9 protein-coding genes and 1 pseudogene are annotated in these 13172 nt (G+C 71.4%); 6 read left to right on the top strand and 4 right to left on the bottom strand.

The annotated features are described in order from the left end of the window. Positions 1 to 10: 10 nt before the first annotated feature. Together ABZ937_RS18260 and ABZ937_RS18255 are read right to left on the bottom strand one after the other, a co-directional pair. Positions 11 to 328 (bottom strand): annotated as a pseudogene (locus ABZ937_RS18260) (IS701 family transposase); the annotation flags it as partial. 175 nt (positions 329 to 503) lie between these two features. Continuing rightward, positions 504 to 1097: a TetR/AcrR family transcriptional regulator gene (locus ABZ937_RS18255; protein ID WP_361692958.1), complete on the bottom strand. Its 594-nt coding sequence runs from the start codon at positions 1095 to 1097 to the stop codon at positions 504 to 506. Positions 1098 to 1370: 273 nt separating this feature from the next. On the opposite strand from ABZ937_RS18255, the gene ABZ937_RS18250 reads away from it, so the two are divergent. Genes ABZ937_RS18250 through ABZ937_RS18235 form a run of 4 tightly spaced genes read left to right on the top strand, consistent with a single transcriptional unit; the run spans position 1371 to position 5973 of the window. After that, the gene (locus ABZ937_RS18250) at positions 1371 to 2360 is read left to right on the top strand and encodes a fumarylacetoacetate hydrolase family protein (RefSeq protein ID WP_361692956.1); all 990 of its coding nucleotides are present in this window, start codon (positions 1371 to 1373) and stop codon (positions 2358 to 2360) included. Between the two features lie 20 nt (positions 2361 to 2380). After that, positions 2381 to 3601, top strand: coding sequence for a thiolase family protein (locus tag ABZ937_RS18245; RefSeq protein WP_361692954.1), 1221 nt, complete (start codon positions 2381 to 2383; stop codon positions 3599 to 3601). Continuing rightward, positions 3598 to 5139, top strand: coding sequence for an AMP-binding protein (locus tag ABZ937_RS18240; RefSeq protein ID WP_361692952.1), 1542 nt, complete (start codon positions 3598 to 3600; stop codon positions 5137 to 5139). The genes ABZ937_RS18245 and ABZ937_RS18240 overlap by 4 nt, the downstream gene beginning before the upstream one ends. Positions 5140 to 5172: 33 nt before the next feature. Then, complete coding sequence (locus ABZ937_RS18235) at positions 5173 to 5973, top strand: cyclase family protein (protein WP_361692950.1); 801 nt, start codon at positions 5173 to 5175, stop codon at positions 5971 to 5973. Between the two features lie 49 nt (positions 5974 to 6022). On the opposite strand, the gene ABZ937_RS18230 is transcribed toward ABZ937_RS18235, so the two are convergent. After that, positions 6023 to 7099: a hypothetical protein gene (locus ABZ937_RS18230; RefSeq protein WP_361692948.1), complete on the bottom strand. Its 1077-nt coding sequence runs from the start codon at positions 7097 to 7099 to the stop codon at positions 6023 to 6025. Positions 7100 to 7171: 72 nt separating this feature from the next. Continuing rightward, a complete protein-coding gene (locus ABZ937_RS18225) occupies positions 7172 to 7780 on the bottom strand; it encodes a TetR family transcriptional regulator (RefSeq protein WP_361692946.1) in 609 nt (202 codons plus the stop codon). Between the two features lie 449 nt (positions 7781 to 8229). On the opposite strand from ABZ937_RS18225, the gene ABZ937_RS18220 reads away from it, so the two are divergent. After that, positions 8230 to 8973: a hypothetical protein gene (locus tag ABZ937_RS18220; protein ID WP_361692944.1), complete on the top strand. Its 744-nt coding sequence runs from the start codon at positions 8230 to 8232 to the stop codon at positions 8971 to 8973. Positions 8974 to 9163: 190 nt separating this feature from the next. Then, on the top strand, positions 9164 to 13159 hold the full coding sequence (locus ABZ937_RS18215; RefSeq protein ID WP_361692942.1) for an acyltransferase domain-containing protein: 3996 nt from the start codon (positions 9164 to 9166) through the stop codon (positions 13157 to 13159). Positions 13160 to 13172 lie beyond the last annotated feature (13 nt).

Genomic DNA, 13172 nt, shown 5'->3' with positions numbered 1-13172 from the left:
TCAGTCACTGCTATGTGGGGTCTGGGGTGGGGCAGAAGAGTGTCCAGTAGGCGCCGGATCTCTGCCACGGTGAGGGGAATGAGGCTGGTGGTGTCGTTTCTGCCGCCCCCTTTACGGTGTCCTGGGCCTGCGCTGCGAGGACGGCGAGCATGGCCAGGGTGATGTGGCGGTATCAGCCCACGTAGCGTCGGACTTCGTATTCGTCCAGGCCGCACTGGTTCTTCGCGGCCTGGAAGCATTCCTCGATGGCCCAGCGTGAGCCGGCGACACGGGCCAGTTCGGCGATCCCGATGCCGACGGGTGCGTAGGCGAGGTAATAGGCGAGCTCACCGGCGCGGAGCCCGGCAGGACACCCGAGCACCACCAGACTTCTCCAACTCACCTACTCCGACAGCAACTTGACAACGCCCTGTGCGCTGTCATACGAGCGAAGCCAGTCGTTGGAGCGCGCTCCAACGCAAGCACACGCCCCACGTGGCACCGACAGTCGCGACCGCGTCCCCTCACACCCCGCGCGGAGCGACCGCCAGAGCGAAGAGCTGCTTGAGGGCCGCGAAGGACGCCTCGCGGTCCACCAGGCCGTCGAGGCTGTGCAGGGTGTTCACGCCCACCCCGCTGCCGAAGACGATCGACGCCAGGCTCTTCGCGTCGGGCAGGCCGGGTGTTTTGGCCGTGATCCGTTCCAGATAGCCGATCCATACCTGCCGGGTGCGCTCGTAGCCCCGTACGTAGGCTTCCCGCAACGGGCCCTCGCCGCCGAGGACTTCCGGCAGGACCGTGGCGAAGACGCGGCCGCAGGGGGCGTCGACAACGGCCAGATGCGCGTCGACGAGCTGGTCGAACGAGAGCGGGCCGGACTGCGGCACGCGGCGGCGGTACTCCTCCTCGGCCGTGCTGAAGGCCCGCTCGATCACTTCGACGATCAGGCCGTCCTTCGAGCCGAAGTGCCACGCGACCGAGCCGCGGCTGATGCCCGCCCGCTCGGCGACCGCCTGTACGGACGCGGCCCTCGGGCCTGCCTCGGCCACCAGGTCCGTCGCCGCCTGAAGCAGACGACGGCGGCTCTCCCGCGCGGACTCCTCACGACGACCAGCCATGCGGGCGATTGTTCCACAGGGGGCGCAGCCACCCCAGACCTCCGACGGCCGGTGCCCGGACAGCCGGGCATGGCGCCGACACCGATCATGCCGGAAGACTTGACGGTCTATGTCAGCCGTCCAACTATTGAACAGCTGTCCAGCATTCGCGGGTGAGCCGATCTCGCCACCCGCCGAAGCCGTCGAGCCGTACCCGTTCCGAGCCGCACCTGTGCTGAGCCGTACCCACACCGAAACTTGTTCCGAGCCGCTGACCGCACGTTGGGAGACGTCATGCGCCTGGTCACGTTCGTCAGGGAGAACCAACCGAACCGGCAGAGTGTCGGGGCCCTGCTGGACGAGGATTCGACCGTCCTCGACCTCACCGCCGCGGCCCCCGACGAAGGGGCCTTCGCCTCCATGCAGGCGCTGATCGAGTCGGGCGACGCCGGTCTCGGCCGCGCCCAGGAGCTGGCCGGACACCGTCCTGACAGCAGCCTCCTCCCCCGGGCCGGAGTCCGGCTCCTGTCGCCCCTGCCGCGCCCGGCCCGGCTGCGTGACTGCGGGCTGTTCATCGCCCATTTGGAGTCCGGATTACGGGAGTTGGCGCGGCGCCAGTCCGCCGCGGCTGAGGACCCCGCCGCCGAGTTCGAACGGCTCATGGCGAGCGGCCGGTTCGACCTGAATCCGTTGTTCCGCGAGCGGGTCATGTACTACACCGCCGACCATCTGTCGGTGAGCGGTCCCGAGGACGTGATCACCACACCCGTCGGGGCGCAGGAGCTCGACTACGAGCTGGAGTTCGCCGCCGTGGTGGGGCGCACGGGCCGGGAGGTCAAGCCGGGGGCGGCCGGTGAGCACATCTTCGGCTACACCGTCTTCAACGACTGGAGCGCGCGCGACCTGCAGATGGTGCTGATGCGGGCGGGCGTGGGACCGTGCGAGGGCAAGGACTTCGCCGGGTCCAACACGCTCGGCCCCTGCATCGTCACCCGCGACGAGCTCACCGATCCGTACTCCCTGACGATGACCGCCCGGGTCAACGGCCAGGAGTGGTCGCGCGGCGGCACCGACGGCATGGAGCACAGCTTCGAGGACGCGGTCGTGCAGCTCAGCCGGGACCGGGCGGTGCACGCCGGGGATGTCATCGGGTCCGGCACGGTCCCCTCGGGCACCGGGTTCGACCTGGCGCGCTCGCTGAGCGACGGGGACGTGGTCGAGCTGGAGGTCGAGGGGATCGGTGTCCTGCGCAACACCGTCCGCATCCCCGCGAACGGCTCATGAGCGACGCGTACGTACTTGCCGTGGGCCGCACTCCGTACGGCAGGTTCCCGGACCTCGGCGTCGGCGCGCTGGCGGGTGAGGCGCTGTCGCTGTGCCTCGCCGACGCCGGGGTTGAATCCTCCCGGGTCGACGGGGTGTTCTTCGCGAACGCCACCCAGGGGGCCCTGGAGGGACAGCATCTGATCCGAGGTCAGATCGCGTTGCGCCGCACCGGCCTCGAAGGTGTTCCCGTCGTCAACGTCGAGAACGCTTGCGCCGGCGGTGCCACGGCCTTCCATCTCGCGGCCACCGCCGTGAGGGCCGGGGAGATGGACGTCGCCCTGGCCCTCGGCGCCGAGAAGATGTACGGGGCCGACGAGGCGCGCACGACCGAGGCGTTCCGGGGCGGGCTTGACGTGGCGCGCTGGGAGGCCGAGCTCAAGGCGCTGCGGGAGGCGGCCGGGGCCGAGGCCGCCCCGGCCGGGCGGCGCTCGGTGTTCATGGACATCTACGCCGCCCTCGCCACCCACTACCGACGGCGGCACCCGGACTGCACGCCCCGCCGGCTCGCCTCCGTCACCGCCAAGAACCGGCGGCACGGCTCCCTCAATCCCAAGGCCACCCACCACACCCCGCTCACGGTCGACGAAGTGCTCGCCGCACGCGAGATCGTGGCACCGCTGACCCTTCCCATGTGCGCGCCCATCGGCGACGGCGCGGCGGCGGCCCTCGTCTGCTCACCGGCGGCGGCACGGCGCCTCGGCCTGCGGCGTGCCGTGCGGATCCGGGCGAGCGTGATCGCCTCCGGCTCGGGCCGGGCCCTGGACGACGAGGCCCGGCAGATCACCCGGCGCGCCTCGGCCACCGCGTATGAGCGCGCGGGACTGGGGCCTGGCGACGTCTCGCTCGCCGAGGTCCATGACGCGACGGCGATCGGCGAGGTCCTCCAGCTCGAAGCGCTCGGCCTGGTGGGGCCCGGCGAGGGCGCACTCGCGGCCGAGCGCGGCGAGACCGCGCTCGGCGGCCGCCTCCCGGTGAACACCTCCGGCGGTCTGGAGTGCAACGGCCACCCCGTCGGGGCCACCGGCATCGGGCAGATCGCGGAGCTCGCCACGCAGTTGCGCGGTGAGGCCGGTGCGCGTCAGGTGCCCGGCGCCCGTGTCGGGCTGGCGGAGAACGGCGGCGGGTTCCTGGGCTTCGAGGAGGCGGCCGCCGCGGTCGTCGTCCTGGAGGCGCCGCCCGGCGAAGGGGGACGGCCGTGAACGAGCCGATGTACGGTCCGGTGAACATCGCGGCCCTGTTGCACCGGGCGGCCGGGCGGACCCCGGACGCCCCGGCGGTGTGCGAGGGCGCCGAGGTGCTGCGCGACTATCGTCGACTGGCCGAGCGGGCACGGGCGATCGGGGCCGCGCTGTTGCGCGAGTACGCGCTGCGCCCCGGCGACCGGGTCGCGCTGGCGATGCGCAACACGCCGTACTATCCGGAGATCCTGTTCGGCGTCTGGTGGGCGGGGCTGGTGGCGACGCCCATGAACGCCCGGCTGCATCCGAAGGAGTTCGCCCAGCAGATCGAGGACTGCACGGCCCGGGTGTGTATCGCCACGGACGAGCTGATGGGGCCTCTGCGCGAACACGGCCTGGGGACCACCATGTTGACCTCGGTGGCCGAGCTGGCCGAAGACGCGGTCGAACCGACCGGTGGCGAGCCCCCGGCGGATGTACGACCCGGCGATCCCGCGTGGCTCTTCTACACGAGCGGCACCACCGGTCACCCCAAGGGCGCGACGCTCACCCACGGCAATCTGGCGGCGGCCACCGCCTGCGCGCTCGCCGACATCGGCCGGGGCATGGACGCCTCACTGCTGCACATCGCGCCCCTGTCCCACGCCGGTGGGCTCTTCGGCCTGGCCACCGTCGCCCGCTCGCGCCCCCAGGTCTTCCCCCGGGGCGGTGCGGTGGACGCATCCACCCTGGCCGAGTCGCTGCGGGCGTTCGGGCCGGTGACGTTCTTCGCGGTGCCGACCGTTCTGCGCCGCCTGCTCGACCCCGCTCTGCTGGCGGACGAGCTGGTCGGTCGGGTGCACCACATCCTGTACGGCGGCGCCCCGATGTACACCGAGGACCTGCGCAAGGTCATCGCCCGCTTCGGCGCCGAGCGGCTGTGGCAGGGGTACGGGCAGGGCGAGTCTCCCGCCACGATCACGCATCTGCGACCCGTGGACCACGAGGGGGACGATGCCGAGGCGCTGGGGCGGCGCCTCGCGAGCGTCGGGCGCCCGCGCACCGGGGTGGAAGTGCGCGTGGTGGACGCGGACGGCCGGGAGGTGGCGCCCGGGATCACCGGCGAGGTCACCGTCAGGGGTGACACCGTGATGGCGGGCTACTGGAACAACCCCGAGGCCACCGCACGCACCCTGCGCGGCGGTCGACTGCACACCGGCGACCTCGGGCGGTTCGACGCGGACGGCTTCCTCACTCTCGTCGACCGCGCCAAGGACCTGGTCATCGCCGGGGGTTCCAACATCTATCCGCGCGAAGTGGAGGAAGCCCTGCTGCGCCACCCGGCGGTCGCCGAGGCCGCCGTCGTCGGCGCTCCCGACCCCGAGTGGGGCGAACTGCCCGTTGCCTTCGTCGTCTTCGCGGACGGACGCACGGCGACGGCCGCCGAGCTGGACAACCACTGTCTGGGGCATCTGGCGCGCTTCAAGCGGCCGCGGGACTTCCGGTTCGTCGCCGCACTGCCCAAGAACTCCTACGGCAAGGTCCTCAAGACCGAGCTGAGAGGACTGCTCGGCAAGTAACCGAACGCCGAACGCGAGAGAGGCTGAGTTGAGATGAGCCGCATCGTCGACCTGACATCCCCCCTCGATCCCCGTGACCTCGACCTCATCCCCCCCGACATGCCCGACCTGGCGCTGGTGGTCGCGCCGAAGATCGACTACCACACGCACGACGTCTGGGGCCGCGACTTCATGGTCGCGTCCTTCGGCTGCGACCCCGACGACCTCCCGAGCCGCGAAGGGCCGGCGGGCGAGGTCATGCGCGAGATCAGCACCCACTGCGGTACGCACGTCGACGCACCGCTGCACAGCGGCCGGATGTGCGAGGGCCGCCCCTCCCGCACCATCAGCGACCTCACACTCGATGAGCTCTACCGCCCGGGCATGGTCCTCGACGTACGACCATGGGCCAAGCCAGGCGAGGCGATACCCGTGGAGGCGCTGCGCAAAGCCGTCGAGGCGACCGGACGGGACATCCAGGAGGGCGACGCGGTCCTGATCCGGACCGGCCAGGAGCGCTACTCCCTGGGCGAGCCGCAGTACTTCGACTACCCCGGTATGTCGGGCGCCGGCACCCGATACCTCACCGGCAAGGGAGCCACGATCCTCGGCATCGACGCCATCGGCTGGGACCGTCCGATCCCGAGGATGCGCGCGGCCTTCCAGGAGACCGGTGACAGCACGCACATCTGGGACGGCCACTACGCGATCCAGGACAAGGAGGCGCTGATCGTCCAGCAGTTGGTGAACCTGAGCTCGCTGCCGTCGACCGGCTTCATGGTCGGCTTCTTCCCGCTGAAACTCACCGGCACGAGCGCGGCGCCCACCCGGGCCGTGGCCTTCGTCGACGAGTGACCCGTCGCGACGGCCGTACGGGCTCGGGCCCGTACGGCCGTTGGCATCTCTACGACTTCCAGAGCGTGGGCTCCGGCTCCCGGTCCGGGGCGGGGGCCGCGGCCTTCGGCGACGCCCGGCGACGCGAGCCGAGGACGAAGAGCGCGAGCCCGCCCAACAGCCAGCCCGACAGCACGATCAGCGCCCGTGTGCTGCCCGAGCCGTCGAAGAACGCGGTCGAGCGAAGCAGGGTCCCGCCCGCGCCCGGCGGCAGGAACTGCCCGAAGGTGCCCCAGGGCGTCGGCAGCCATTCGGAACCACCCGCGAGCCCCGACAGCGGGTTGCCCAGGAAGATCATCATGGCGGCGCCCAGACCGAGCCCGGCGCCGCCGAGCACGGCCTGCAAGCCGATGACCGTCCAGCAGGTGGCGGCCGTGCTGAAGGTGACCGCCAGCGACGTGAGCGCGTAGTTGCCATTGGTCACGCCGAAGCCGTACTGCAACACGGCCGTGAGGGCGAAGCCACCCGCGATCGAGAAGCCGAAGGCGGTGGCGGCGCGCTGGGCCGGGTCGCGTACGAGCGACACGATCGCGGCGGCGGCGAGATAGCCGCCGAGGACCAGCGGCAGCGCACCGGCCGAGAGCCCGACCGCGTTGGGGTCGTCGGCCGTCGGCGGGTGCAGATCACGCACCACGATCCCCGAGTCGGCGGTCGCCGGGTCAAGCGCGCGGGCGAGGGTGCGCAGAGTCGTGGCGATGGTCGGGCTCGCGGTGGTGGCGATCAGGACCTCGGGCTTCGCGCCCGAGGTGGCGCCGACGACCACCGCGCCGTAGATGTCGCGGTCGTCGATGCGCTCGCGGGCCGCCTCGGCGTCCGGCAGCGTCCTGATGTGGAACCCGCCGGGTTTGGCCTGCTCCAGCTGCCCGGCGATCTTCTCGGCGGCCGCGTGGGGCCCGGCGACGGCGATGGGTACCTTGTGCGGGCCGGAGTTGATCGCCGGTAACGCGAAGGCGGTGAGCATCGCGACGAGCAGCGCCGTGAGACTGACGACAAGGATCGGGACCTTCCGCCAGCCGTCCGGTGCGGGAGATGCGGCGCCGAGCCGCTTCTCGGCTGGAGCGTCGTTGCTGACAGGCTTACGGGACATGGCAGTTGGCTCTCTCTGTGCGGTGGGGCACCCGAGGTGGCCGCGCCGGACGGGGTCCGCGCCACGACCGCGCTACGGATCGATCCGTACGCGCCGCAGCGCCTGCCGTACGGCGTCCAGCGCGGAGGCGTCGGAGCCGCCGGCCACCCAGTGCTCGAAGGCGAGCCGGGTGGTGGTGAGGGCGAGGGTGGCCGCGAGGCGCGGGTAGAGGTCGTGCTCGGCGTCGGTGCCGGTACGCCGGGCGATCTCGGCGGCCAGCACGGCCGCCATGGTGGTCTCGAACCGCATCTGCTCCGCGGCGAGTTGTGAGTGGGCGAGGGTGAGGCGGGCACGCAGGACGATGCCGGGTTCGACGGCGGGCGACTCCTCCAGCGCGCTGGTGAGCGCCTGGCTGAGCGCGTCCCACAGCGGCTCCTCGGACGGCCGCGCCCGCAGCGCCACCCGCACGCGCTCGGCCCGGTCGGCGCCCGTGGCCAGGACGGCCTCCTCCTTGCTGGCGAAGTAGTTGTTGAACGTACGGGCCGACACCCCGGCCGCGGCCGCGATGTCCTCGACGCGGACGGCCTCCCAGCCCCGCTCCGAGGCGAGCCGCAGCGCCGCGAGGCTCAGCGCGGTGCGGGTCGCCTGCTTCTTGCGCTCGCGCAGCCCCGGCTCCGGGGCGTTCTGCTGTGCGGTGCCCATGACCGGGCAGCGTACAGAAGTTGCGCGCCACGCAAGAATTCGCACCACGCAAAAAGAGTCATATCCGAACCACTGGTCCCGGCGCGGCAGTTCACGCCACCAGGGCCGCCGGGGCGACTGCCGAACCGGCGGTAACCGTTGCCCCGCTCGACAGCGGCCGGGAAGGGCGGAGGGGGCCGCCGTCGCCTCGATATGGGCCGCATCACCGGACGCGGGACCATGCGACTGGCTGGATGTCAACCCCTGTGCACCGGTTACGCGTTGACGATGTATCGCTACGAACTGTAGCGTTACTCAGCGGTAGGGTGGTGATCACAGAGAGGCGCGTGTTTCCAGGGGCATGAAATGGTGGGCTCCGCGCATCGCTACCCGGGCTTCCCCTCACTCCCTCGATGTTGCGAGCGCGGCTGCCTTTTCGGACGCGATACTGCAAACTCGATGAGGCGTGCATGCGTAATTCCAACTCCCTTTGTGATGAAGTGCTGTCGCAGATGCGGCCGCTGATCGAATCCGTCGTCAACGATGTCCAGATCCGCGCACTCGAAGATTCGACTCTCGCCGTCATAGACGACAGAAGTGTCGCTGCCAGCACACTGGATAAGCTGGTGGGGCGGGCCGAGCATTCGGTGACCATGCTCGTGCCGAATTCCGAGGACGCGTTACCCGTGGTAGGCGCCGCGTTATGCGGGCTGGCCGCGCGGCGTCCGCGCCATGTCCGCGTGCGGATTCTCACCGCACCCGACATGGCCGGGGACGGGCGGCTGGCCCGACTGGGCACATCGGTCGAGGGCGTCGAGATCCGGGTCGCCTCGGCCGAGGTGCGGCACGCCGCCGTGGTCGTGGACGCGCAGGTCGCGCTGGTGCGCTCGCCCGGCGTGGTCACCGCCGAGGCCTCCGTCATCCGCGCCCCCGGCGTGGTCAAGGCGCTCCACGACCTCATGATGACGGCGTGGCACCGGGCCGCACCGCTCACCCAGTACCAACAACTCCAGGAATACCTCAGGCGCGACTGCGGGACACGGATTCTGCAGATGCTCGGCGACGGCTGCACGGACGAAGCGGCCGCCCGGGAGCTGGAGATGTCGGTGCGGACCTACCGCAGACGGGTCTCGGACATCATGCGGCTGCTCGGCGCCCGTTCCCGATTCCAGGCAGGGTTCTATGCATCGAGCATGGGCCTGTTGCGGACGTAGGTCCGCAGCTGTTTCGCGCACATTACGTGTAGGCAGCAACCTGCCACTGATGACATCAATTGGCCGGACCAGATGGCAATTTGCTGCCGGGACGTTGAACATTACCGTCCGGTATTGCGAGAGTCGAAGCCGATCCCGCGCGGCCGACTGCCGCGCGGTCTGCCCGACTTAAGGAAGTCACGTACACATCATGGGTCAAGACACCCCGGTGCAGCCCGCACCTATAGCGATCGTGGGAATGGCCTGCCGGGTCCCCGGCGCCGACGGCCCGGACGCCTTCTGGCAGCTCCTGATGGACGAGGTCTGCTCGGTCGAGGACGTTCCGCCGGTCAGGTTCGGGCGGCAGTACGAGATTCCCGGGGCACACGTCCGCTCGGCGCTCCTCAAGGACGTGGACCGGTTCGACGCGGAGTACTTCGGGATCTCCCCCCGCGAGGCGGCGGGCATGGACCCGCAGCAGCGGCTGTTCATGGAGACCGTCTGGGAGGCCCTGGAGGACGCCGGGCAGAACCCCGCCGAGCTCGCGGGGACCCGTACCGGCGTCTATGTGGGCACCACCAACGTGCACTACTGGGATCTCCAACAGAGCGTCGGATGGCCCGACATCCACGCCTCGCTCGGCGCCGGATCGCGCTCCACCACCACCGGACGGGTCTCCTTCGCCCTGGGCATCACCGGGCCCGGGCTCTCGGTGGACACCGCCTGCTCCTCCTCTCTGACCGCCATCGCACTGGCCTGCCAGAGCCTCCAGGCGGGCGAGTCCACGCTGGCCATCGCGGGCGGGTCCCAGCTTCTGCTCGCCAACACCGAGAACCACGGGTTCGTCGACGCCAACGTCTTCTCGGAGAACTGCCGCTTCGGCGCCGCCGCCGCCGACGGCTTCGTCTTCAGCGAGGGCGTCGGCGTGGTCCTCCTCAAACCTCTGGAGCGAGCGATCGCCGACGGCGATCCCGTCCGCGCGGTGATCCGCGGCTGGGGGATGAACAACGACGGCGCCGGCAGCGACACCATGATGACCCCCGCCCTGAGCGGCCAGCGCCAGATGCTCCAACTGGCCTACGAGCACGCCGGGATCGCCCTGTCCGACGTCGACTACATCGAGGCCCACGGCACCGGAACCCGCGCGGGCGACCCGATCGAACTCGGCGCGATCGCCTCCGTGTTCGGCGGCCACCGGGCGGACCGGCCGCTGCTTGTCGGCTCGGTGAAGAGCAACATCGGCCACACCGGCTCCGCCGCCGGCGTCCTCGGGCTGATCAAGGTTGTCCTGTCCCTCCAGCACCGCACCGTCCCGCGCAGCCTCCATGTCACCGAACGCACCTCCGCGATCGACTGGGACGGCGCCGGCCTCGACATCCCGCGCCTCGGCGCCGTGCCGCTCGACGCGCCGGGGCGTGCGCTGGCCGCCGGGGTGAGCGGATTCGGCGTCTCGGGCACCAACGTCCACATCGTCGTGACCGAGGCCGAGCCCGACGGCGGCGGCGTCCGCCGGCCGGCCGCCGCCGAAAGCGGCGCCGAGCAGCTGCTCACCCTCTCCGCCGCCTCGCCCGAAGCCCTGCGACAGCGGATCCAGGACGTGGCACACCACCTCGCACCGGGCGGAGCGGGCCGCAGCTCCGAGCTCGCGGACCTCTGCCACACCGCCGCCACCCGCCGCCCGCACCTCGACTGCCGTCTCTCCGTCGTCGGCGACAGCCATGACGCACTCGCCGAGCGCCTGCGCGACGCCCTGGCCGAGGACGCCGCCACCCCGGGCTACGCCGGCCGCCCGCAGATCGCCTTCGTCTTCTCCGGCCACGGTTCCCAGTGGATCGGCATGGGCCGTGAACTCATGGACGTCTCACCGGCGTTCAGCGCGGCACTCATCCGCTGCGACGAGGCCGTACGCGCCGAGACCGGCTGGTCCGTCATCGACCGGCTCAGCGACGGCAGCGACCTGATCGGCGAGACGGTGGCCATCGTGCACCCGGTGCTCTGGGCGATCCAGGTCTCGCTCGCCGAGACCTGGCGGGCCTGGGGCGTCGAGCCGGACGTGGTCATCGGGCACAGCATGGGCGAGTCGGCCGCCGCCTGCGTCGCGGGCGCGCTCAGCCTGGCCGATGCGGCCGCCGTGGTCTGCCGCCGGGCCCGGCTGATCCGCGACCGCGTCGCCGGGCGCGGCACGATGTCGGTGGCCGCACTCACCGCCGCCGAGGCCGAACAGCTCATCGCCGAGCTCGCGATCGACGTCTCGGTCGCGGCCAGCAACGGCCCGCGCACCACCGTCCTCGCCGGGGAGATTGAGGGCATCGAGAAGATCAAGGCCGAGCTGGACAGCCGCGATGTCTTCTGCCGCGTCATGAAGGCCGAAGCCGCCTCGCACTGCGCTCAGATGGATCCGCTGCTCGATGAACTCGCCGCGGAACTAAGGGAGATCGAGCCGCGCGCCGGACGCGTCCCGCTGCGCTCCACGGTCACCGGTGAGCTGGAGGACGGGACCGGGCTCGACGCCTCGTACTGGACCCGCAACATCCGCGGCCGCGTCCACTTCCACGAGGCCGTGCTCAGCACCGCGCTGCAGACCGAGACGGTGTTCATCGAGATCAGCCCGCACCCGGTCCTGTCGGGCGCGGTGCAGGACTCCCTCGACGACGCCGCCCTGCCCGGCACCGCCATCGGCTCCCTCCTCCGCGAGGAGCCCGAGCGCCGGACCCTGCTGACCCAGCTGGGCAAGGTGTACGAGACGGGCGCCCGCGTCGACTTCAACGGGCTGTATGGCGGCGGACGTTGCGTACCGCTGCCGGTGTATCCCTGGCAGCGGGAGAGCTACTGGGTGGAGGACCTGGAGTCCCTGCCGCAGTCCCACGAGTTCTGGCTGGACGCGCCGGGGTCGCCGTTCCTGCCGGACACCCCGGACGGTGGTGCGGCCGTGGTGCATGGGCCCGAGTTCGTGGAGGCCGCGAGGGCTGCGGCCGCCCTGGCCTCGGGCAGTGACACGGTGCTGCTCACCGGGGTGGACATCGAGGAGGCGCTGCTCGTACGCCCCGGTGAGACGTATGTGCTGCGGGTCGTCCTGACCCCGTCCGCGACCGACGGGAGCTGGGAGTTCGAGGTCACGAGCCGGCCCGCCGCCGAGGGTGACTGGACCCGCCGCGCCGGCGGAACCGCCACGGCAGTGCCCGACGGCACCCCGGCCGGACACGAACCGCTCGACCAGGTCCTGGCCCGCTGCCCGGACCGGCTGGACCCCGACACGTTCTACCGCCGTACGGCCGGGGCCGGTGCGCTCCGGCACGTGCTCGACGAGATCTGGCTGGGGCAGGGCGAAGCCGTCGCCCGGCTGCGCCGGCCCGCCTCGATGGAGCCCCGTCCGGGTCACCCGGTCCACCCCGACCTGGTGCGGTCGGCCTACCAACCGGCCCTCGCGCTGCTCCCCGACCCTTCGCTCCTCACGCCGAACCTCACCTCGTTCACGGTGTCGGGGCCGGCGACGGACGAGCTGTGGACCGCGTGCCGGATCACCGAGGCCGCCGACGGCGAACTCGCCCTGGACATTGCTCTGTTCGACGACGAACACCGAGTCGTCGCCGAGGCCAAGGGCATGCCGATACGTCGCCGGACCGGCGAACCGACCGAGGAAGACAAGGTGAACGCCACCATGACGGCCGAGCACGCGCGAGCGGCGGAACCGGGCGAGGTGCAGGGCACGCACCAGGGCATCGAACTCACCGGCGAGCTGCGGCTGACCGACCCGAACAGCGGGTTCGTCATCGAGCTGCGCGGCAGCCTGCGGATCGCCGCGAACGGGGCCGGTACGGCAGGTGGGGCAGGTGGGGCAGACATGGCGGAGGCCGCGACCCCGGTCACCGCACCCACCCGTACCGCCGCACCCGCCGCGATCCCTGCCCCCGCCCCCGTCGCAGCGGCCCAGCCCCAACCCACGCGGCAGCCCACACCCCAGCCCGCCACGAGCCGCACCGTCACCGAGCGCGTCGCGGAGCACGTGGCCGCCGTCCTGAAGATGCGCGTCGCCAGGCTCGATGTGAACAAGCGGTTCAGCCAGCTCGGCATGGACTCGCTGATGGCCACGGAGCTGCGCAAGCGGCTGGAGAAGGACCTCGGCGTCGCCCTGCCGATGACCCGGCTGGTCAAGGAGACCACGACGGTGTCGCTGGCCCGGGAGCTCGAAGCGGAAACCGTCGCTTGACGACCCCTGCGAC

It is taken from the genome of Streptomyces sp. NPDC046727, assembly GCF_040645635.1.
Classification (GTDB): domain Bacteria; phylum Actinomycetota; class Actinomycetes; order Streptomycetales; family Streptomycetaceae; genus Streptomyces.
The sequence above is the reverse complement of the archived record's forward strand: the minus strand, read 5'-3'. Positions and strand labels throughout refer to the sequence as shown.